This is a genomic window from Variovorax sp. R-27 (assembly GCF_049913215.1).
In the GTDB taxonomy this organism is placed as follows: Bacteria; Pseudomonadota; Gammaproteobacteria; order Burkholderiales; family Burkholderiaceae_C; genus Variovorax.
The window spans coordinates 3,630,642-3,652,443 of record NZ_CP183984.1; the positions used below are offsets into that span (position 1 = coordinate 3,630,642).

Sequence of the window (21,802 nt, forward strand, 5' to 3'; positions counted from 1 at the left end):
TGCAACGCCTGTCAGTGAGAAGTTGACAGGCTCGTCCTTCCCGGCCATCAGGCGATGCGATAGAAGCCCTGGTCGCTGCGCACGCCCGCATTCTTCGTGAACGCAACCGGATCGAAGCCTTCCTCGGCGAACTTCTTCTTCACGAACTCGGCGGCCGAGGCCACGGCCTGCTCGCTTGCCCACTCGACCAGCGTCACCACGTTGAATTCGCCGCTGCCGCCGGTCTGGTCCAGCACGTAGGTGCGCTGGCAGCCCGGCCAGGTGCGCAGCGTCTGCTGGATGCGGTGCATCTGGGCGATGAACCCGGGGCGAGCTTCGGCGGGCACGACAAACTTGTCGATGCGGAAGACGAGACCGGATTGGAGGGGGATGGCATCGTTCGACATGAAGCGGGTTCCTTGATGAGAAAAATGCGCACAGGACCTGCGCGCTGAAAGTTATTCTCAAACCTCAAGCAAAGTTGAGGTCAAGAGGTTTTTCTCCACATGAACGACGCACTGCAAAAGGCCGGCATCTCACCCACGCTCACCGTCGGCGAAGTCGCGCGCCGCAGCGGCGTCACGGTGTCCACCCTGCATTTCTACGAGGCACAGGGCCTGATCGACAGCACCCGCACTGCAGGCAACCAGCGACGCTATCCGCGCACGGTGCTGCGGCGCGTGGCCTTCGTGCGGGTAGCGCAAAGGGTAGGCATTTCGCTTGCCGACATCGGCACGGCGCTGGCTACCCTCCCCGCATCCGCTGCGCCCAGCCGCGAAGACTGGACCCGTCTGTCGGCCTCGTGGCGCACCGAGCTGGACGAGCGCATGGCGCAGCTGCAGAAGCTGCGCGACACGCTCGACGACTGCATCGGCTGCGGCTGCCTGTCGATTGACCGGTGCAAGCTGCGCAATCCGCTGGACCGGCTGGGCGCCGAGGGCCAGGGGCCGCAACGCCTGCTGGTGAGGCGCGGCGCCTAGAAGCCGTAGAGCGCCGCCGGGTTGTCCACGAGGATGCGCCGCCGCGTGTCATCGCTGGTCGCCCAGGAAAACAGCAGGTCGTACAGCGGCGCGCTTTCGGGCCTGGGGTTGCGCCCCGGGTGCGGCCAGTTGCCGGCCCAGAGGCAGCGCTCGGGAAACTTTTCGGCCAGCGTGCGGGCCAGCAGGCTCACGTCGTCATAGCCGGGTGCGCCGGTCTTCGAGGTTTCGTAGGGCGCCGAAAGCTTGATCCACACGCGCCCCGAATCGAGCACGCGCAGCAGCGACTGGAACGACGGGTGGTCCGGCGCCACCGGCTCCAGGAACTTGCCGTTGTGGTCCAGCACCAGCCGGCACGGCAGGCGCTTGAGCACTGCCTCGTGTTCGGGCATCGTGCGGCCGTCGAGCTGCAGGTTGACCATCCAGTCGGCATTGGCCAGCCGCGCAGCCATTGGTTCGAGCGATGCCCAGCTCAGCACGCCGCCGATCATCATGTAGCGCACGCCGCGCATGCCGCCCGCGTGCAGGCGCGCGATCTCGGCATCGGCCACGTCGGGCGCTACCAGCGCGATGCCGCGCGCTGTATTGCCGAACTGGGCCAGCGCATCGAGCGTGCAGCTGTTGTCGAAGCCATAGCCCGTGGGCTGCACGACCACGGCGCGGTCGATGCCCAACGGCTGCTGCATCTGTTCGCGATAAGCCGCCACGGGCGAATGCGGAGGCACCCATGCGACGTTCGGAATCAACGGGAAGCGGTCTTCGTAAATGTGGACGTGGCAATCGCAGGCGCCTGCATAGCGCGCATTCCGGGTCGGTTCCATGGAGCTCTCTTTGCGGGATGTGTGAGTCGGACGTTCAGGCGCGCGCGCCAAAGGCCTGCTCCCAGCGATAGGCCTCGGCCGCGTTCACCGCGCCCTTCGGTGCCCTGCCCTGGAAGATTTCGGCCAGCTGCGACACGGTCTCCATCGCCTGATGCTCGACAGCCGCCGGCGTGAGTCCGCCGATGTGCGGCGTGGCAATCACGCGCGGGTGCGCTGCCACGCGCGGCGACGGCATCTGGTCGGGCGCGCGGCCCACGTCCACCGCGCATCCCGCGATCGCGCCGGCATCGAGCGCGGCGAGCAGCGCGTCTTCATCCACGAGATTGCCGCGCGAGGCATTGATGAAGAAGGCATGCGGCTGCATCGCGGCGAAGGTGGTGGCATTCATCATGTTTTCGGTCGCCTCGGTGGCCGCAGCAAGGCAGACCACGAAGTCCGACTGGGCCAGCAACGCGTCGAGCTCCACCTGCGCGAACTCGACCCGGCCTGTCGCGGTGTACGGATCGTGCACAACGATGCGCATGCCGAGCGCCAGCGCCACGTCGCACAGGTAGCGGCTGATCTGCCCATAGCCGATGACGCCCAGCGTGCTCCCGCGCAACTCGAGCCCCATCGCCGGCACCACGGGCCGGCCCGCGTGGTAGCCCTCGGCCGAGGCGCTGATGTGCCGACCCAGGTCGATCATCACGCCCACGATCCACTCCGACACCGAGGGAATGAACCCCGCGCTCGCCTGCGTCACCAGCACGCCATGCCGGCTGGCGGACGCCACGTCGATGTTGCGGATGTCGATGGCGCAGCGCACGAAGGCCGTGAGCTGCGGCAACGCGGCGAACAGCGCCTCGTCGCCCACCGTCTGGCGGTAGGAAATGATGGCGTCGCAGTCGTGTGCCAGCCCGGCCAGCTCGCGCGACGAGAGATCGGTGTCCGTGGGGTTGAAGCGCACCTGCGCGATCGCCTGCAGGGCGGTGGCGGCGCGGTCGCCGAAATAGTGGGCGAGCTTGCTTTGCGGATGGCTGACGAAAACCGTGGTCATGAAAAAAGACTTCTGCTCAGGGGAAGAAAAAGACTAGCCGCGCGGCGGCGCTACCGATTCGCGCGCCACCAGCGTGGGCGCGAAAACGAACTCCTGCGTCGAGATCGATGGGTCCGACAGCCGGCTCATCACCCGCTCGACCATCACCTGCGCCATCTCGGGCACCGGCACGCGCACCGAGGTCATCGCGGGGTGCATCAGCGTCGAGAGAAACACGTTGTCGATGCCGATGACCGATACGTCCTGCGGCACCTCCAGGCCCGCATCGCGAAAACCCGCCATCAGGCCGAAGGCCAGCAGGTCGTTCACGCCGATCACGCCGGTCGGGCGATTCTTCGACTTCGCGATGAGTCCGGCCTGCATGCGGCCGAGTTCGCTCATCATCGAATCGCCGTATTCGTCGACCGGCATGCCTTCGATGACCTGCGCGCTGCCCTCGAGGCCCGCGCTCTTCGCGGCAGCCAGGAAGCCGTTGATCTTCTCGCTCCGGCTCATGGTGCGGCCCGACGGGGTGACGAAAGCCAGCTGGCGGTGCCCCTGGTCGATCAGGTGCTGCGTGGCGATGCGCGACGACTCGAAGCTGTCGACCGTCACGTGGTCGATCACCGAGGCCCCACCCGATGCGGCGGGCGTGGCGCGCCGGTCGTAGCTCACCACCACCAGCCCACGCTCGGCGGCAGCCTCCACGTGCTGCTCGTCGACCAGCGACGAGATGATGATCACGCCGCGCACGCCATGCGCCATCAGGTCCTCGAAGAAATGCGCTTCCTTGGCGGCGTCGCGGTAGGTGTTGCCGATCATGATGCGAAAGCCGTAGCGCTCCTGCGCCAGCGTCTCGATCTCTCGGGCAATGAAGCCGTACATCGGGTTGGCCATCGACGGCACCAGCAGGCCGATCAGCGGCGTGTACCCCGTCTTGAGCTGCCGCGCCGAGGTGTTGGGCCGGTACTTGAGCTCGCGGATGGCGGTTTCGACGCGCGCCAGCGTCTCCTTGGCCATGCGGTCGCTGCGCCCGTTCAACACGTTCGACACGGTGCTGGTCGACACCCCCGCCCGCTGGGCGACATCGCTGATTCTGCTCACGGCATCCTTCCTGTTGTCTCTGGTCTTCGTCTTGTTGCGGTCCGCTCACATCCCCATGCGCAGCGGCAGCCATGTGGAGAAGGCCGGCACCAACACCAGCACCACGAGGGTAACGAACAAGACGGCCAGGTATTTCATCATCGGCCGCGCCACGTCCTTCACCTGCGTGCCGGTGATCGCGCAGGTGGCGAACAGGCCCAGCCCGACCGGCGGCGCGAACAGCCCGAAGCCCATGGCAATGACCATCACCGTGCCGAAGTGCAGCGGGTTCACGCCCAGCTGCGAGGCAATGGGCGTGAGCAGCGGCCCGAAGATGATGAGCGCCGGCGCGCCCTCGAGGATGGCGCCGAACACGATCATGATGAGCACCGACAGCATCACGAACATCGTGCTGCCGTACGAGTGCGCAAAGCCGATCATGTACTCCGACAGGTACTGCGGAATCTGCTGGATCGTGAGCGCGAACGACAAGCTCGACGCCGCCGCCACGATGAACAAAATGCCACCCGCCATCGACGCCGAGCGCACGAACAGCCGCGCCACCGACTTCACCGTGAGCTCGCGAAAAGCCAGCCACCCCACCACCAGCGCATAGACCACCGCGAACGAGGACACCTCGGTCGAGGTGGCAATGCCCGAGGTCACGCCCTTGCCGATCATCGCCACCATGACCAGCGCCACCAGCGCGCCGCCCAGCAGGCGGAACATGGGCGTGCGCACGTCGAAGGCCTCGTCGGGGTTGATCTTCGTGCCCACGTAGATGGTCACCGCCGCCAGCGACACCGCCAGCACCACGGCCGGAATCAGCCCCGCCATGAACAGCCCGGCAATCGAGATGTTGGCCACGAAGCCCATGATGATCATGTTGATGCACGGCGGAATGGTCTCGGCCATCACCGCTGTGCACGCCAGCAGGCCGGCGGTTTCGTTCGGGTCCTGCTTCGTCCTGCGCACGGCCGGCATGATGATGCCGCCCACTGCCGCGATGTCGGCCAGCTTGGAGCCCGATACGCCCGAGAAGAACGCAGTGGCCGTGATGGTGATGAGCCCCAGCCCGCCGCGCAGCCGCCCGAACATGCGCAGCAGCAGCTCGATGAGCCGCGACGACATGCCGTTGGCCTCCATCAGCAGGCCCGCCAACACGAAGAACGGAATGGCCAGCAGCACATAGTGGTCGGTGCCCGCCATCACCTGCTGCGAATACACCAGCATGGGCAGCGACGGATCGGCCATGAAGAACACCAGCGACGACAGCGCGAGCACGAAGGCAATCGGCATGCCCAGCGCCATGCCGCCGAGAAAGCCCGCCACGAGCAGCGCCCAGGGCGGAATGGCGTGCTCGCTCATCAGCGTGTTCCAGCCCACCACCGCCGCCGTCAGCGCCAGCCCCACGCCCAGCGTGGACCACACCATGCGCGAAGGCCCGTTCACCGCATTGGCAAGCCCGAACAGCGTCATGAAAAGGCTGCCGATGGCCACCGGGTACACGTAGATCCACTGCGGCAGGCCGATGGAGGTCGTCATGTTGTACGAATCGAGCAGCAGCTCGCACGACGAGGCGAAGAGGCTCGCCGACACGCCCACGATGATCCAGCTGCCGAACTGGATCAGCGCCGGCTGCCAGCGCGCCGGCAGCATGCCGCGAAACAGGTCCACGCCCACGTGCTGGCTGCGCGCCAGCACCGTGGCCGCGCCGAAGAACACCTGGATCACCATCAGCGCGCGCGCCACCTCCTCCGCCCAGTCGAAAGGGTCGTGCAGGAAGTAGCGGAAGACGACCGAGACGAAGACGACCACCACATCGATGGCCAGCACCGCGCCGGCCACGTACTCGGTCATGCGCATCAGCCAGGCCAGCCAGCGGCCCGCGGCGTGGCTGGCATCGAAGCCAAGCGCGGGTTGCAACGGAAGCGACATGCTCGACATGGCGCTTCAGGCCCGGGCGCCGTTGATGGCGGCAAACAGCGGCCCGGTCTCCGGGTACTGCTTGGCGAAGCCGGCCCAGAGCTTCGTTTCCATTTCCTTGCGGACCTGGTCGCGCTCGTTCTTTGCCATGGGCGTGAAGGTGATGCCGAGCTTCTTCAGCTCTTCCATCACCTGCTGCGTGCGCTCGTTGCCGATCTGGCGCTGCTGCAGCGTGGAGTCGGCCGCGGCCTTCAGGAAGGCCGGGCGCAGCGTCGCGGGTACGCGGTCCATCGCGCGCTTGCCGGCCACGCAGACCATCGGGCTGAACAGGTGCTCGGTCATCCAGCAGTGTTTGACCACCTCGTTGAGCTTGTTGGCCAGCACCGTGCCCGCGTCGTGCTCGAAGCCGTCGACCACGCCGGTCTGCGCCGCCATGTAGAGCTCGCCGAAGGAAATGGGCGTGGGGATCGCGCCCATGATCTTGAAGGTCTCGATGAAGGCCGGCGTGGGCAGCACCCGCAGCTTCACGTTCTTGATGTCGGCCAGCCCCTTCACCGGCTGCTTGGTGTAGACGTTGCGCGCGCCGTAGTGCGCACCCCAGGTGATGATCTGGCAGCCCGTGCTCTTGACCAGCATGTCGTTGAGCTTCGGCCCCACGCCCGCCTCCACGGCGCGCGCCACGTGCTCGTAGCTGTCGAACAGGTAGCCCAGGTCGAGCATGCCCAGCTGCGGCGTTACCGTGGCCCATATCGAAGAGCCCGTGAGCATCATGTCGATGGAGCCCACCTTCACCTGCTGCACCACGTCGCTTTCCTTGCCGAGCTGGTTGTTCGGAAAGTAGTCGATGCGGATCTGCTCGCCCACCGCCTTCTTCAGGTTGGCCTGCATCAGCTGCACCCACGCGAAGTGCGACGAATTGAGGTCAGCCACGTGGGACGACGACAGCCGCAGCGCCACGGTTTTTTCCTGTCCGAAGGCGTGCTGCGAGAAACCCGCCGTCGCCGCGGCAAGCGACAAGGCGGACGATGACTGGACGAACCGGCGGCGTGAAAGCGAGGTCATTTTCTTGTCTCCTGGAGGGTTGTCGGGTCGTGCGCCCGTTTTTGGTGGAACGATTTACTGTATCGATACACAAGAATGCCGACAATGCGCTTCCGATAGGTGTTTTCCTCCGTAAACGAGGTAAAGACCGCGCGCCGCAAAGCAAAAGGCAGAATGGAAAAACCACAGGACGCCGCATGACCACCATCACTTCATCGACACCCGACGCCGCCCGCGCCTATGCCGTCGAAATGCATGGCGAGCAGAAGTACGGCCCTCATCCGTACGTGCACCACCTGGACGCCGTGGTCGCCCTGCTCAGGCCTTACGGCGACAAGGCGCGCGTCATCGGCTACCTGCACGATGTGGTCGAGGACACCGAGGCCACGGTGGCCGACGTGCGCTCACGCTTCGGCGAACTGGTGGCCGCCTGCGTCGCGCTGCTGACCGACGCGCCCGGCGCCAACCGCAAGGAGCGCAAGGCCAAGACCTATGCGGCACTGGCGAAGGTAACGGGCGACGAAGAACTGGCGCTGGTGGTGAAGGCAGCCGACAGGCTGGCCAATGTGCGGGCATGCGTGGCGGACGGCCATCGAACGCTCTGGGACACGTACCACGGCGAACACCCGACCTTCAGGGCCGCCGCGTTCAGGGCGGGGCAATGCGATCCGCTGTGGAGCGAGCTGGACACCCTGCTCTCTCCCGTGCACGCGCCCTAGCCAGGTTCACACCAGACTCGCGCGGCGCGCTCATCAGGCGCCGCAATCGCTGCCCAGGTCCGTCTTGCTGCGCGACAGCGGCCGGATGGCATTGCTCCCAGTGGTCAAGGGCTCGACCACCTCTCGGCGGAACGCTTTCAGCGCCCTCGGCGTGTCGGGGCCCGTGCGCGAGGCCTCGATGGCAACGCGCCCTCCCGGCAGGCGCCATTCCTCGACCCTGAGATTCCCCCGCTGCTTGAGCCCGAGTCGTGTCGTTGTGCTTTCGCAAGCCGCGAAGCGCGCTTGCAGTGCCTCGGGAACCGGCGGCGGCGCGCTCGTCGATTGAACGGTGCAACTGCGCGAAAACGCGCGCACCGGATCTGCCGCGCCGGTGAACGACACGTCGATTTCGTCTTTCGTCTCGTCCTTCGGCCCAACCAGCGGACCCGCCGGGCACTGGGCGCCTGCAAAGCTGGGCACCGAAGGCAGCGGTGAGTTGCTGCGCAGCTTGTAGGTCAGCTCGTGGCGCGCCTTGCTCGTGCGCTCCCGCTCGCGAAGGATGGCCCTTGCGCCGACAACGTCCGTGGGCGCCTTCACCTCGCTGGCGTAGCGCACCCTGAAGAGGTCCGTTTCGATGTCGTTGTCGCCCGGCGCCAACCGAGCGAGTGCCTCTGCCGCGGTCTTGGGGCCGCCCTGAGATGGATCCCAGCGAATCGCATACTCCGCCTGCGCTGCTGCCGCGCCCGGTGCAAAGACACCGATGCCGCACGCCAGCACCATGACCCATCCGGTTCGTTGCTTCATGACGGTTCCCTCTCCTTGGTGTGTTTCATTCTAGAAAGCAGGTTTTTTCGCCGCATTCCCTGGAAAGAGGATTGCTTGCGCACGCAATCCTCTAGGCGCGGCGAGGGTTCGAAAACTCCATCACCCCATCGTCCACCGCCCCAAAGCGCAGGCTGACAAGGTCGCGCGCGTAGTTCTGATACACCCGCCACGGCGCGCGCGAACCCTGCTTCGGAAACCTGCCCACCGCGCGCTGCACATAGCCCGACGAAAAATCGAGCCAGGGCTCGGGTGCCAATGCGGGGTCGGCGTTGCGCGGCGTGCATTGGGTGCAGCCGTGCTTCTCCATGTGATTGAGCAGCCGGCAGACATACGCGCAGGTCAGGTCGCTCTTGAGCGTCCACGACGCATTCGTGTAGCCGAACGACGAGGCCAGGTTGGGCACGTCGCTGAACATCATTCCCTTGTAGTTGAAGGTCGCGGCCGGGTCCACGCGGCGGCCGTCCACGTCGAGCTGCACCCCACCGAGCACCTGCAGTTCGAGGCCTGTAGCTGTGACGACCACATCGGCCTCCAGCTCCGCGCCCGACTTCAGCCGGATGCCGCGCGGCGTGAAGGTGTCGATCTGGTCCGTGACCATCGAGGCACGCCCTGCGTTGAGGGCCGCGAACAGGTCGCCGTCGGGCACGAGGCAGATGCGCTGGTCCCACGGGTTGTAGCGCGGCGTGAAGTGCGTGGCAATGTCGTAGTCCGTGCCGAGAGCCTGCCGCACGCCGCCGAGGATCATCCGCTTCGCGCGCTCCGGCTTGCGCCGCGCGAGGCTGAAGAAGTACATGGCCAGCAGCACGTTCTTCCAGCGCGTGAGGCCATAGGCCAGCCTGTCCGGCAGAAAGCGCCGCAGCCCGTGCGCGATGGGGTCCTGTGCCGGTCGCGCTACAACATAGGTAGGCGAGCGCTGCAGCAGCACGACATGCGCAGCCGTCTTTGCCAAGGCCGGCACCAGCGTCATCGCGGTTGCGCCGCTGCCGATCACGACCACCCGCTTGCCACTGCAGTCGAGGTCTTCGGGCCAGTGCTGCGGATGGACGACGCGGCCCGTGTAGTCGCCGATGCCCGCAAACTCGGGCGTGTAGCCGGCTTCGTACCTGTAGTAGCCGCTGCACAGGAACAAGAAGTTGCAGCGCACCCGTAGCGGAAGGCGCTCGGGGCCATGCTCGACATCGACACTCCAGCACGCATCGGCCGTCGACCAGGAGGCGCGCACCACGCGATGGTTGAAGCGGACCTTTCGGTCGATGCCATGCTGCGCCGCCGTCTCGCGCAGGTAGTTCAGGATCGTGGGCCCATCGGCAATGGACTTCGCGTTCGTCCACGGCCGGAACGAATAGCCCAGCGTGTACATGTCGGAATCCGAGCGCACGCCCGGATAGCGAAACAGGTCCCACGTGCCGCCGCTGCGCTCACGCCCTTCGAGGATGGCGTAGCTTCGACCCGGGCAGTTCGCCTGCAGGTGGTAGCCGGCACCAATGCCCGAGAGGCCGGCGCCGACAATCAGGACATCGACGTGCTGCACCTGCTGTCGCTCTTCTTCCTGCATCGACTTGTCTCCTTAGCTCTTGCTGTCCGAACCTCCTGCGGCGGGAGTGCCCCGGATCATCAGCCACGCGCTCACTGCACTCAGCACGGCCAGCCCGGCGCTCAGCAGCATCACCCAGCGAAAGCCCGCGACGAAAGATTCGGCCACGGCCCGCTTGACGGCTGCCGCCGTGGCTGCATCCACGCCCGGCGGCAGCGCCGCGCCGGCCAGCTTGCTGCGCTCGCCTTCCAGAAAAGCCGACACCTGCGCCGAGGCGTCCATCTCGCGCAGGTTGTTCGCCAGCGCCGCGTCGAAGGCCCAGGCCATGATCGCGCCGAACACGGCAATCGCCAACACCGCCGCCGCGCGCGACACGGCGTTGTTCACGCCAGAGGCCACGCCCGCCAAGTCGGGTCCGACCGCATTCATGACCGTGGTCGTCAGCGGCGCGACCGTCACCGTCATGCCGAAGCCCAGCACCACCACGGCCGGCAGGAAGCCGCTCCAGTAGCTCGCGCCCACGCCCGGTAGCGCGAACAACGCAAAGCCCACCGCCGCAATCGAGGGCCCGATGACCAGCGGCATACGCGGCCCGAAGCGGTCGACCAGCTGCCCGGCCCAGCCCGAGAGCGCGAACATGATGAAGATGAACGGCAGCAGCGCCGCCCCCGCCACGGTGGCCGAGTAGCCCTGCACCTGGATCAGGTTGAGCGGAAAGAAATAGAGCCCGCCGCCCAGTGCCGCATAGAGCAGCAGCGTCAGCAGATTGGCTCCGCTGAAGTTGCCGATGCGCAGCAGCCCCAGCGGCAGCATCGGCGTTCGCACCTTGCGCTCGACTGCGATGAAACCCACGCTACCCAGCACGCCGATGACCAGCGCCGCAAGCACGGCCGGCGAACCCCAACCTTGCGTCGGCGCCTCGATGAAGGCGTAGACGATGCCGCCGAGACCGGCCGTCGCCAGCAGAGCGCCCCACACGTCGAGCCCGCCGCTGGCCGATGCGCCTCGGCTCTCGGGCACGTGGCGCCAGACGATCCACAGCACCAGCAGTGCCATCGGCACGTTGATGAGAAAAGCCCAGGTCCACGAGAAGTGATCGACCAGGAAGCCGCCCAGCACCGGCCCCACGGCCGCGGTGATGCCGCTGAAGCCCGACCACGTGCCGATGGCCTTGCCACGCTCTTTCTCGGGAAAGGCCGCGCTGATGAGCGCGAGGCTGCCCGGCACCAGCAGCGCACCGCCGATGCCCTGCACCGCGCGCGCCGCAATGAGCTGCTGCACGTTGGCCGCAAGCCCGCAGGCCACCGAAGACAAGGCGAAGATGCCGACGCCGATCGCAAAGATGCGCCGCCGGCCATAGTGATCGCCCAGCGCGCCCCCCACCAGCAGCAGCGCCGCCAGCAGCAAGGCATAAGACTCGACCACCCATTGCGCCTGGAAGGCCGTGGCGAGCAGGTCGGCCTGGATGGCCGGTAGTGCCACGTTGACCACCGTGCCGTCGATGAAGGCCATGCTCGAACCCACGACGGCCGCGGCCAGCACCCATGGCTTGGAGGCCTCGGGACAGGCCCCCTCTTCCGCACGGGCGCCATGCAGGATCAGCGTGTGGTCGCTGGGCGCCTTGCCGATCTGTGCCATGGGGGTCTCCTTCTTATGGGATTCCGTCTTGCTCCTTCCCCACCGGGGGAAGATTGATCAGGTCGTCGTGCAGGCGGTCGCGGCAGGATTCGCACGCGCCGCACTCACGCTGCGCGCCATCGCCGCGGCGGCTGCCGAGGTCACGCGCTGCGCCCCTTGCGCCACCGCGTCCATCCCGCTGCCCACGGCCTCGCCGAGGTTCAGCTGGCACACCACCGTGCGCGCCTCGTCCGAGCGCCGCAGCGTCCAGTTGAAGCTCGCATCGACACGCCCGCCATCGACCGCGTCGAACTGCTGCAGCTGCACCGCGATGCGCCACACCGGCTGCGAGCTCTGCCGGCCGCCCTTGGTCACGTCGAGCGCACCCAGCCGCCCGGCGATGCCGCTGGCCAGCGCATCGCGCAACTCGTTCTCGAACGACGCCGCCCAGCGGTGCTGCTCCAGCACCTCGACCTGCACGCTGCCGTTGGGCTGGCGCACCACCATCTGCGGCCGCGCGAAGCGCTCGGGCACGGCCACGGGCGCGAGCTCGATGTACAGCGGCGCGGCACTGCCGAGCGTCGAGGGCGCGGCTTCGGCGGCCGCCACCGGACTCGCCAGCGTGTAGTAGTTGTCGGGCTTGCTCGCGCAGCCTGCTGCAAGCACGGACAGCGCTGCCGCCGCCACGAATGCGAGGTGGTGGTTCTTCTTCATTTCTTGTCGTCCGGTTTGCCGCGCAGCAGCGACTCGGGGTGGCGTTCGAGGTAGTCGGTCAGCACGCGCACCGAACCCGCGGCGCGCGTCAGCTCCCGCAGCGTCTGGCGCATGTCCTGCTGCAGCGGCGAATCGTCGGCCAGCGTTCGCTCGGCACTGTTCACGGTCTTGCGCACGTCCTTCATGGCCGCGGCCAGCTCGGGGGTGACGTCGCTGTTGATGCGGGTCACCGTCTGCTCGGTGGCCGTCAGCGTCTTGTTGAGCGTGGCGAGCGTGGTGCGCAGGTCGCCTGCAATCTGCTCGTACGGCACCTTGTTGAGCTTGGTCGCGATTTCCTGCACCTGCGACTGGATCTCGTCGAGGCTGTTGGCCACTGTGGGCAGCTCGATCGGGCTCTTGTTCAGGTCGATCTTTGCCGGCGGCGCCTTCGGGAAGAAGTCGAGCGCCACATACACCTGGCCGGTCAGCAGGTTGCCGTTGCGCAACTGGGCGCGCAGGCCCTTCTCGGCCAGGAAGCGCAGCCGCTCCTGCTGCGTAGCACGAGATTCAACGCCGCTTTCACCGGCGCGGCGGCGCAGGCGATCGGGGTAGACCTGCACCAGCACCGGCATGCGGAACTCGCGCTCGGCGCGGTCGAACTCGACGCCGATCGACTTGACCTCGCCGATCACCACGCCGCGGAAGTCCACGGGAGCGCCCGGTGTGAGGCCGCGCAGCGACTGGTTGAAGTACATCAGCAGGGTTTGCGAAGGCCCGTCGGGCTCCTTCATGGCGGCGGCTTCGTCCTGTGCCAGCGTGAAGGCAGCGTTCTCCTTGGCGACCGGGCCCATCGCATCGTCGGGCGCCTGGAAGGCGATGCCGCCGAGCAGGATGGTTGCCAGCGACTGCGTGCGCAGCGTGAAGCCGCTGGCGCTCAACTGCGCGTCGATGCCGCTGGCCTGCCAGAAGCGCGTGTTCATGCCCACGAACTTGTCGTAGGGCGAATTGACGAAGACGCGCATGGTCACGCCGCGCCCGTCGCCGTCGAGTTCGTAGGCGGCCACCTGCCCGACCTTGACGCGCCGGAAGTACACCGGCGAGCCAACGTCGAGCGAGCCCACGTCGTTGGCGCGCAGCAGAAACTGCTTGCCGGAGTCGTCGCGCGTGACGATGGGCGGGGTTTCGAGCCCGGTGAACTCGCCCGCGGTGTCCTTCGACACGCCCGCGTCGGCGCCGATGTAGGCGCCCGACAGCAAGGTGTTGAGGCCCGAGATGCCCGATGTGTCGAGCCGTGGCCGAACCACCCAGAAGCGCGAGTCCGAGGCAGTGAAGCTCTCGGCCTCCTTGTTGAACTGCACCAGCACGCGCACGTGCGAGCGGTCGCGCGCCAGCCGAAGATGGGTGACGAGGCCGATCTGCACGTCCTTGTACTTGACGGCGGTCTTGCCTGCCTCCAGGCCTTCGGCGGTCTTGAAGGTCAGCACCACTTCGGGGCCGCGCTCCAGCAGGATGCGGGCCACGAGCGTAATGCCGACCAGCGCTGCCACGATGGGAATCAGCCAGATCAGCGAGGGCAGCCATTCGCGCCGGCGCACCACGCGCGGCTTCGGCAGCGGGGGCTGTGCGGACGGCGCCGGTTTGTCCTGGGGTTGGTCTTCTTCACTCATGCTGGTTTCTCGTCCCTGTTTTCATGTCCCTGCGCAACTTCGTTCTCCTGCAGGGTGGCCTGCGCCTCCCTGCTGTCCCACGTGAGCTTCGGGTCGAAGCTCAGCGAAGCCAGCATGGTCAGCACCACCACCGACCCGAAGGCCGCGATGCCCACGCCCGCGGTGATGACCGCGAAGCCCTGGATCTGCACCAGCCCGGTCAGCAGCGACACCACGAACACGTCGAGCATCGACCAGCGGCCGATCACTTCGATGATGTGATACAGCTTGGCCCGCTCCCGCCGACGCCAGGTGCTGCCGCGCTGCGCCAGCACCACGAGCAAGAAAAGCACCGCCAGCTTGAACAGCGGCACCAGAAAGCTCGCAATGAAGACGATGGCCGCCAGCCCGTAGGCGCCCGACACCCAGAAATAGATCACCCCGCTCAGGATGGTGTCGTACTGCGCGCCGAACAGCGTGCGCGTGATCATCACCGGCAGCAGGTTGGCCGGTATATACATCATGCAGGCCGCTATGAGGAAGGCCCATGTGCGGTTCAGGCTCTGCCGCTTGCGGGTGTGCAGGTGCGTGCCACAGCGGCCGCAGGCGTCGCCTTCGCCGGCGTCTTTCCAGACGGCGGCGCAATGCGGGCAGGCCATGAGGCCAAGCGAGGCGGCGGTGGGAACCGGCGCGTCTTCGTCGTGATGCTCGTGCCGCTCGAGGAAGGCAGGCAGCTTCATGCCGACGCCCCGTCTTCTTCAGTCTTGGGTTCGTCCTTCGGGCGGAAGGTCATTTCCCAGAACGCGCCCGGGTTGAACGACAGCACAGCCGTCAGCATGACCGTCAGCGCCATGAAGGCCCACAGCGCCGGCCCCGGCACCACGCTTGCCATGCTGGACAGCTTGACGATGGCCACCAGCACCCCGAGCAGGAACACTTCGATCATTCCCCAGGGCCGCAGCGACTGCATGGCCCGCACCAGCAGCGCGAAGCCCACGGGCCGGTGCTCGCGGCTCAGCGGAATCAGCAGGTACGCGAGGATGCACAGCTGCAGAAAGGGAAAAAGAATGGTCGTGGCCAGCACCAGCAGCGCCACCACCGACATGCCCTCGGCGCTGAGCGCTATCACCGCGCCGGCCAGCGTGGTCTGGCTGCGCAGGCCCTGGAGCTCGATCTCGACGATGGGAAACAGGTTCGCAATGGCGAACATGATCAGGCAGGCCACCGTCAGCGGAAGGATGCGGCGCTCCTGCTGGCCGGGGTGCCGGCCGAGCTCTGTGCCGCAGCGCGGACAGTGCGCCACGTCGCGGGGATGCAGGGGCGCACGGCTGTAGACCGCATCGCAACCCGGGCAGACCACGGTGTCAGGTACTTCCTTCATAGGTGAGTACCCTAACTCATTCAGCCGCCAGGACTTGTCGTCTTGAGCCGCAGCGTGCTGAAAACCGCTGCCACCGCGGCACAGCTGGCCGCCAGCACCAGCGCCACCACGGGGCCGTGGCCTCCGTGCGGGCTCCAGACACTGAAGACGCCGGCCAGCACCACTGCGCCCAGCGTCTGGCCGGTCAGCCGCGCCGTGCCGAGCATGCCGCTGGCCGCACCGCTGCGGTGCGCCGGCGGCGAAGTCACGATGGTGTGGTTGTTGGGCGACTGGAACAGCCCGAAGCCCAGCCCGCACAGCGCCATGCGCCACGCGATGTCGGCATTGCCCGGATTTGCCGGCAGCGCCGCCAGCAACGCCAAGCCCGTGGCCAGCAGGCCCAGCCCGATGCCGCCCAGCAGCCCGTCGGGGTAGCGGCCGATCAGCCGGCCGGCGATGGGCGCCATCACCACGATGGCCAGCGGCCACGCCGTGATCAGCAACCCGGCCTCGATGTGGCTGCGGCCGTACACGTCGAGCAGCAGGAACGGCAGCGCGATGTAGGCCAGCATCTGCGCGCAGAACGCGGCGACCGAAGTACCCATCGACAGTGCGAACACCGGAATGCGCAGCAGGTCGATGGGGAACAACGGCACCGCCTGCTTGCGCTGGCGCTGCAGGTAGATAAAGCCGACGACCAAGCCCGCCAGCAAGATGCCCCACGCCGAAGCGTGTGAACCAGTGGCGCCCTGCACCGCTCCTTCGCGCACGCCGAGCCGGTCGACGCCCAGGAACACCAGCGAGAACATCAGCACGTTGAGCGCCACGTCGATCGGCGAGAAGCGCAGTCCGGCCGCCGGTGCCACGCGATTGAACGGCAGCGCCTTCATGCCCAGCGCGAAGGTGACAAGGCCCAGCGGCACGTTGATGGCGAAGAGCCAGGGCCACGAAGCCACCGACAAAATGGCCGCCGCCACCGAAGGCCCGGCCACCGACGATGTGGCCACCACCAGCGAGTTGATGGCCATGCCCTTGCCCAGCTGAGCCGACGGATACGTCAGCCGCACCAGCGCCGCGTTCACGCTCATGATGCCGGCCGCGCCCAGCCCCTGGAAGGCGCGCGCCGCGATCAGCGTGCCGAGCGAATTCGCAAAGGTGGCGGCCAGCGACGACAGCGTGAACACCGCCATCCCGACCAGGTACACGCGCCGGTAGCCCACGAGATCGCCCAGCGAAGCCAGCGGCAGCAGCATCACCAGCGTGGCGATCTGGTACGCATTGACCACCCAGATCGCCTGCGACGGGCTGGCCTGCAGCTCACGGGCGATGCCCGGCAGCGCCAGGTTGACGATGGTGCCGTCGAGCACCGCCACGATCAGCCCGAGGATGATGACCAGCATCGCCCAGCCGCGCTCCGGCTGGGCCAGCCCGTCAACGGGCTTGTGGACTGTGTTGTTGTCTTCGGTCACCGGAAGCCCGGCGCCAGCGTGTACCGTATTCATCAGGCTTGCTGCGCCCTTCCTGTCTTTTCAGTGGGCCCGGAACGCACGCCGCCCAGCGTGAGCCAGGTCAGCACCAGCGCGATGAGCGCGCCGCCGGCCATGCCGGCCACCATTGGCAGTGGCCGGCCGTCGGTGAAGAGACCCACCACCGCCATTGCCAGTGCGCCCGTCAGCATCTGCAGCGTGCCCAGCAGCGCCGAGGCCGTACCCGCGATGGCGCCGTGCATCTCGAGCGCCAGCACGCCGGTGGTCGGAATCACCAGGCCCATGAAGCCCGAGGCGATGAAGTACAGGACGATGAGCACCCAGATGTTGTCGCCGCCCATCGCGAAGTAGACGAACATCGCGACCATTGCCACGCCGCAGCACACCACGCCGAACTTGACGAGGTTGACCAGCCCGTAGCGTTCGCCCAGCGAGCCGGTGAACTGCGAGGCCGCGATGAAAGCCGCCGCGTTCACGCCGAAGGCCACGCTGTAGAGCGCGGGCGACAGGCCATAGTGGTCGATCATCACGAACGACGAATTCGCCAGGTAGGTGAAAAAGCCCGCCATTGCGAAGCTGCCGATGAACACCAGCCCGAGGTAATGCTTGTCGCGCAGCAGCAGCCAGTAGGCCGACAGCGCGCTGCCGAGGCTGCTTTCGACGCGCTCCGAGGCCGGACGCGTTTCATCGAGCAGCTTGACCATCATCGCCAGGCCCGCCACGGCCGCGATGGTCACGGCCCAGAACACGCCGCGCCATCCGGCAACCGCGATTACCGCACTGCCCGCGAGCGGCGCAAGGATCGGCGACACGCTGAACACCAGCATCAGCAGCGACATCAGCCGCGCGGCATCGGTGCCGGCGTGCAGGTCGCGCACCACGGCGCGCGGAATCGCCATGCCGGCCGCTGCGCCCAGGCCCTGGACGAAGCGCAGCACGATCAGCGTCTGGATGTCGGTCGCCATCGCGCAGCCCACGCTGGCGAGCGCGAACAGCAGCAGTCCCGCATACAGCGGCGGCTTGCGGCCCACCATGTCGGAGATCGGCCCGTACAGCAGCTGACCCGCACCGAGCGACAGGAAGAACGCCGTGAGGCTCATCTGCACCGCACCAATGTCGGCGTGCAGGCTCTGTCCGATGGCCGGCAGCGCCGGCAGGTACATGTCGATGGCGAAAGGCCCGATGGCCGAAAGCAGGCCCAGCAGCAGGGCCATCTTGAAGAAGGGGGAAGAACGCATTGAACCGATTGTCGCCAAGGGCGGTGATCGGTGCAGGCGTGGGGTCAGCGCCCGGTTGGTGCTAATTCAGGGCAAAGAATCGCGCGGGCGAGAAGTTGTAGAACTTTGTTCGGAAGAACAGTTTCAACTTATTTGCCGGCGGGCCAGAACACCAGCGCGCGCAGTTCGATGCTGCGCCGTGGCGGCGCCTCGCGCGAACCTGTCGGGTCTTCGAACGCGGTATGCGCGGTGTAGCGCGCCACACCGTCTTCGCGCGAGTCGTAGATCTTCAGCAGCAGGGCCTCGTCGGGCCGCATGCGCGGGAACCAGTACCAGCGGTGCTCCGGGTTCCAGGTGAACGAATAGGTCTCGCCCACCTTGTCGGGGTAGACCAGGTCGCTGGGCACGAGGTCCTTGGGCGAGATGGAACGCGCATCGCACAGTGCGAGCGGCAGGCGCTCCACGGTGGCCAGCGGGCGCCACAGGTTGATGATCGCGAAGCGGTGCTTCAAGCGTTCCTCGGCTTCTTCGGGCGGCAGGTGGGCGTGCACCCGGCGCGGCGCGGAGACGAAAGTCTGGTCGTTGTGCACGCGGCGCACCGGCTCGCGCAGCTCGGCCGTGCGGCGCGAACCCTGCGCGCTGTCGCGCAGCGTGTGGTCGAACACCACGATCTTCTCGGCGCCCGTGACGTCGCGCAGCAGGGCTTCGGCTTCGCGGTAGTAGATGTCGCGGATCGTGGCGTCCTGCGAAAAATCGGCGAGCACGCTGCGATGCGAAATCTGCGTGAAGCCGCTGCGGTCGAGCGTCAGTTCGTTCAGCGCCACCAGCGGGCGGCCGTCGCGAATCGTCACGCGGCGCGACTCCAGTTCGCCGGTTACCCACGGCGTGCCGGGCGGCGGCTCGAAGGTGTAGCTCACGGGCCGGCCCTGGCCCGCCTTCAGGTAGTTGAGTTCTGCCTCCACCGAGGGCAGCGTGGCGGCAAGCATCTGTCCATTCGATCCGACGCTCATGTGGCGTGACTCCTCAAAACGGTTCCTTGAACGGCCGCAGGTCGAGTTCCTGCGTCCATGCGCTGCGGTGCTGCACATGCAGCTGCCAGTAACTTTCGGCGATGGCTTCGAGCTGCAACAGGCCGTCGTCGCCGGCTTGTTCCACGCGCTGCGGCGCGTTGTTGCGCAGGCGCTCACCGTCGATGCCGCCATCGATCACCACATGCGCCACATGAATGCCCTGCGGGCCGAATTCGCGCGCCAGGCTCTGGCTCAGAGAACGCAACGCAGCCTTGGCCGCAGCGAAGGCCGCGAACGGCGGCTTGCCGCGCAGCGCCGCGGTGGCGCCGGTGAACAGCAAGGTGCCGCGTGCGTGCGCCCCAGCTGCCTCGAAGGAATTGGCCAGCAGGCCGCGCAGCGCCTCGTGCCCGAAGATGAAGCCGCCCAGCGCGCTGGTGCGCCAGGCCTGCGTGAACTGGTCGACCGACAGTTCCAGCGTTGGCGCGCGCACCCCGCTCGCGGCATTGAAGATGGCCACGGTGAGCGGGCCCAGCGCCCTCGCCTTCTGCGCGATACCGTGCATCTCGGCCTCGCTCGCCACGTCGCCCGCAAAGGCATGAGCCCGACCGCCGGCCGCAACGATTTCGCCGGCCACCGCATCGAGCTGGGCCTGCGTGCGGCCGGTCAGCGCAACGATGAAGCCTTCGGCCGCGAAACGCCGCGCGAGTGCCGCACCCAGGCCCGCGCTGGCGCCGACACCGGCGATCCATGCAACGGGCGATGGCCCTGAACCAGACGACGACGGAGATGGAGTGACGGAGGTGACAGTCATGAATGAGCACGAAGGCTATACCTGCACCCCGGGCCTCGGAACGATGCAAAAGGGATAACCTTATTCGGCAGCAGGTCGGTGCGCGGCGCTGCTTGACGTTGCACCGGGCTTCACTGCACGCGCCGCGCCCGCTACCCTATCGCCTTCCCGGACCGTCTACAACAACTCACAGCAATCGCTATCCAGGAGCAGCACCCATGGCCCTCGCACGCACGATCCATGCCGACCTCTTGCGCGTGTTTCTTCTCACGCTCGTGTCGCTGTTCGCCATTCCGGCGGCGACACTGGTCTTCACCGAATACGCACTGCGTTCGCAGGATGCGGAATTCCTGCAGGCCATGGAAAAGCGCATCGCCGGCGACTCCCGCCTGTCGTCCGCAGACAAGACCGAGGCCACCGAGTTCTACCGCAGCCATCCGCTCTCCAAGGCCTGCGACGCCACTGCGCCGGAAGACAGGAACTTCCACGACAAGGTGTGTCGCCCCTACTCCATGCAGTGGCAGTTCCACTGGGCCGACCGCGCCGCCATCTGGACCATCGTGCTCGGCGCCGCGCTGCTCGCGGCGGCACTGGTGCTGGGCGCGCTGGCCTTTGCCAACCGCGGCCTGCGCTATGCCAGCTTCGTCGCCGGCTGGCGGCTCATGACGGTGTCGAGCGCGGTCGAGGTCGTGCTGCAAAGCGCGATGCTGGTGTGGCTGTCGTTCTGGCTCACGGCGTACTTCTGGCAGAGCTACTACGTCAAGCTGATCGCGCTGGCGGGCATCGCGGCCGGGGCCGCGGTGTTCTATGCGATCTACACGCTCTTCAAGAAGCTGCCCTGGGGCAACGAGATCGAGGGCGAGCTGATCTCGCAGGCCGACGCGCCGCGCCTGTGGGAGCGCATCCGGCAGTTGGCTGGCCGCGTGAAGACCACGCCGCCAGACCAGATCGTGGCCGGCATCGACACCAACTTCTTCGTGACCGAAGCACCGTGCGAGGTCAAGGGCCGCACCTTTCAAGGCCGCACGCTGTTCGTCAGCCTTCCGCTGCTGCGCGTGCTCGACCAGACCGAAGCTGATGCAGTGCTCGCGCACGAACTGGCCCACCTGGGCGGCGGCGACACCCGCAGCAGCGCGGCGCTCGGCCCCAAGCTGCTGCAGTTCGACCAGTACACATGGAAGATGCGCAGTGGCGGCCTCACCATCGTTGCGCACTACCTGCTACGGCTGTACCGCATGATCTTCTCGTTCGCCCTGGCTCGCGACAGCCGCGAGCGCGAATACAAGGCCGACCGCGTGGCCGCCGGCCTGACTGCGCCGCACGCCATCGTGCAATCGCTCATCAAGATCTCGGCCTACGCGAGCTACCGCAACGACGTCGAGCGCAAGCTGTTCGCGCAGAACCGCGAGCATGACGGCGCGCTGGGCATCGCCCGCTTCGTCGCGGATGGCCTGCCGCCCTATGCAAGCTCAGACGTGTTCATCGAGGCGATGAAAACGGCCGACGTGCCGCATCCCTACGACAGTCATCCGCCGCTGCTGGAGCGCATGCGCAACGTCGGCCATCATGTGCCCGAGAGCGCCTACGGTGCCATCGTCGCGACCGCACCTGAGGCCTCATGGGCCGACGACATCGAAACCGCCCCCGCCATCGAGCAGCGCCTGTGGAGCGAGTACGAGCAGCGCTTCGTGCAGAACCACGAGCTGAGCCTGGCCTACCGCTACGAGCCGGCCACCGAGGAAGAGCGCGCAGTGGTGCTGCGGCACTTTCCGCCGGTGAGCTTCGCGCTGAAGAACGGCGAGCGCATCGACATCACTTACGCCGGCTTGCACCCCGGTGCCGATGGAGGCTCGACGATCGGGTGGGACGAAGTCAAGGGCCTGACCTACAAGGACAGCAGCTTCGGCGACACCCTCATCGTCACCCACCACGACAAGGGCATGCTGGGCGCGCGCACCACCAAGGTGAAGCTCGCGGGCCTTGGCAAGCAGAAAGAAAACTTCAAGGCCGCCGTCGGGCACTACTGGCAACGGCACCAGATCATGAGGGCACAACAACAACGGCAACAACAGCAGTCATGACA

General features: G+C 67.0%; 20 protein-coding genes. 3 read left to right on the forward strand and 17 right to left on the reverse strand.

Annotated elements, in window-relative coordinates; all coding sequences use genetic code 11:
• Nucleotides 1-47: 47 nt before the first annotated feature.
• Nucleotides 48-386 (reverse strand): antibiotic biosynthesis monooxygenase, encoded by a 339-nt coding sequence (locus ACN9MV_RS16970; RefSeq protein ID WP_426388721.1) that lies wholly within the window; start codon nt 384-386, stop codon nt 48-50.
• A gap of 99 nt (nt 387-485) precedes the next feature.
• On the opposite strand from ACN9MV_RS16970, the gene soxR reads away from it, so the two are divergent.
• On the forward strand, nt 486-959 hold the full coding sequence (soxR, locus tag ACN9MV_RS16975; protein WP_426388722.1) for a redox-sensitive transcriptional activator SoxR: 474 nt from the start codon (nt 486-488) through the stop codon (nt 957-959).
• On the opposite strand, the gene ACN9MV_RS16980 is transcribed toward soxR, so the two are convergent.
• Genes ACN9MV_RS16980 through ACN9MV_RS17000 form a run of 5 tightly spaced genes read right to left on the reverse strand, consistent with a single transcriptional unit; the run spans nt 956 to nt 6,863 of the window.
• Nucleotides 956-1,777: an amidohydrolase family protein gene (locus ACN9MV_RS16980; protein ID WP_426388723.1), complete on the reverse strand. Its 822-nt coding sequence runs from the start codon at nt 1,775-1,777 to the stop codon at nt 956-958. The two genes, soxR and ACN9MV_RS16980, sit on opposite strands and share 4 nt — an antisense overlap.
• Before the next feature lie 34 nt (nt 1,778-1,811).
• A complete protein-coding gene (locus ACN9MV_RS16985) occupies nt 1,812-2,813 on the reverse strand; it encodes an NAD(P)-dependent oxidoreductase (protein WP_426388724.1) in 1,002 nt (333 codons plus the stop codon).
• Nucleotides 2,814-2,846: 33 nt separating this feature from the next.
• Nucleotides 2,847-3,896, reverse strand: coding sequence for a LacI family DNA-binding transcriptional regulator (locus ACN9MV_RS16990; RefSeq protein ID WP_426388725.1), 1,050 nt, complete (start codon nt 3,894-3,896; stop codon nt 2,847-2,849).
• 45 nt (nt 3,897-3,941) lie between these two features.
• Nucleotides 3,942-5,813 (reverse strand): TRAP transporter large permease subunit, encoded by a 1,872-nt coding sequence (locus ACN9MV_RS16995; protein WP_426388727.1) that lies wholly within the window; start codon nt 5,811-5,813, stop codon nt 3,942-3,944.
• Between the two features lie 15 nt (nt 5,814-5,828).
• Nucleotides 5,829-6,863, reverse strand: coding sequence for a TRAP transporter substrate-binding protein (locus ACN9MV_RS17000; RefSeq protein WP_426388728.1), 1,035 nt, complete (start codon nt 6,861-6,863; stop codon nt 5,829-5,831).
• Nucleotides 6,864-7,039: 176 nt separating this feature from the next.
• Between ACN9MV_RS17000 and ACN9MV_RS17005 the strand changes: the two genes are divergently transcribed.
• Nucleotides 7,040-7,561, forward strand: coding sequence for an HD domain-containing protein (locus ACN9MV_RS17005; protein WP_426388730.1), 522 nt, complete (start codon nt 7,040-7,042; stop codon nt 7,559-7,561).
• A 33-nt stretch (nt 7,562-7,594) separates the two neighbouring features.
• Here the strand turns inward: ACN9MV_RS17005 and ACN9MV_RS17010 are convergent, their stop codons facing one another.
• The 11 genes from ACN9MV_RS17010 to ACN9MV_RS17060 form a co-directional block, all read right to left on the reverse strand.
• Nucleotides 7,595-8,344 carry a hypothetical protein gene (locus ACN9MV_RS17010; RefSeq protein WP_426388731.1) on the reverse strand — a complete coding sequence of 250 codons (750 nt, stop codon included), beginning with the start codon at nt 8,342-8,344 and terminating at the stop codon, nt 7,595-7,597.
• Nucleotides 8,345-8,435: 91 nt separating this feature from the next.
• Nucleotides 8,436-9,920 carry a flavin-containing monooxygenase gene (locus ACN9MV_RS17015; protein ID WP_426388732.1) on the reverse strand — a complete coding sequence of 495 codons (1,485 nt, stop codon included), beginning with the start codon at nt 9,918-9,920 and terminating at the stop codon, nt 8,436-8,438.
• Between the two features lie 12 nt (nt 9,921-9,932).
• The gene (locus ACN9MV_RS17020; RefSeq protein WP_426388733.1) at nt 9,933-11,537 is read right to left on the reverse strand and encodes an MFS transporter; all 1,605 of its coding nucleotides are present in this window, start codon (nt 11,535-11,537) and stop codon (nt 9,933-9,935) included.
• A 57-nt stretch (nt 11,538-11,594) separates the two neighbouring features.
• On the reverse strand, nt 11,595-12,230 hold the full coding sequence (locus ACN9MV_RS17025; protein WP_093074109.1) for a PqiC family protein: 636 nt from the start codon (nt 12,228-12,230) through the stop codon (nt 11,595-11,597).
• Nucleotides 12,227-13,876 carry an intermembrane transport protein PqiB gene (locus ACN9MV_RS17030; protein ID WP_093074107.1) on the reverse strand — a complete coding sequence of 550 codons (1,650 nt, stop codon included), beginning with the start codon at nt 13,874-13,876 and terminating at the stop codon, nt 12,227-12,229. The genes ACN9MV_RS17025 and ACN9MV_RS17030 overlap by 4 nt, the downstream gene beginning before the upstream one ends.
• Nucleotides 13,873-14,595, reverse strand: a complete 723-nt coding sequence (locus ACN9MV_RS17035; RefSeq protein ID WP_426388735.1) for a paraquat-inducible protein A — start codon at nt 14,593-14,595, stop codon at nt 13,873-13,875. The genes ACN9MV_RS17030 and ACN9MV_RS17035 overlap by 4 nt, the downstream gene beginning before the upstream one ends.
• A complete protein-coding gene (locus ACN9MV_RS17040; RefSeq protein WP_093074103.1) occupies nt 14,592-15,236 on the reverse strand; it encodes a paraquat-inducible protein A in 645 nt (214 codons plus the stop codon). The genes ACN9MV_RS17035 and ACN9MV_RS17040 overlap by 4 nt, the downstream gene beginning before the upstream one ends.
• 20 nt (nt 15,237-15,256) lie before the next feature.
• Nucleotides 15,257-16,717, reverse strand: a complete 1,461-nt coding sequence (locus ACN9MV_RS17045) for an MFS transporter (protein ID WP_426388737.1) — start codon at nt 16,715-16,717, stop codon at nt 15,257-15,259.
• Nucleotides 16,717-17,940, reverse strand: coding sequence for a multidrug effflux MFS transporter (locus ACN9MV_RS17050; protein ID WP_426388739.1), 1,224 nt, complete (start codon nt 17,938-17,940; stop codon nt 16,717-16,719). Before ACN9MV_RS17050 ends, ACN9MV_RS17045 begins: the two co-directional genes overlap by 1 nt.
• A gap of 128 nt (nt 17,941-18,068) precedes the next feature.
• On the reverse strand, nt 18,069-18,929 hold the full coding sequence (locus ACN9MV_RS17055; RefSeq protein ID WP_093074099.1) for a CmcJ/NvfI family oxidoreductase: 861 nt from the start codon (nt 18,927-18,929) through the stop codon (nt 18,069-18,071).
• A 13-nt stretch (nt 18,930-18,942) separates the two neighbouring features.
• Nucleotides 18,943-19,740: an SDR family NAD(P)-dependent oxidoreductase gene (locus ACN9MV_RS17060; RefSeq protein ID WP_307614288.1), complete on the reverse strand. Its 798-nt coding sequence runs from the start codon at nt 19,738-19,740 to the stop codon at nt 18,943-18,945.
• 197 nt (nt 19,741-19,937) lie between these two features.
• Between ACN9MV_RS17060 and ACN9MV_RS17065 the strand changes: the two genes are divergently transcribed.
• The gene (locus tag ACN9MV_RS17065) at nt 19,938-21,800 is read left to right on the forward strand and encodes a M48 family metallopeptidase (RefSeq protein WP_426388741.1); all 1,863 of its coding nucleotides are present in this window, start codon (nt 19,938-19,940) and stop codon (nt 21,798-21,800) included.
• Nucleotides 21,801-21,802 lie beyond the last annotated feature (2 nt).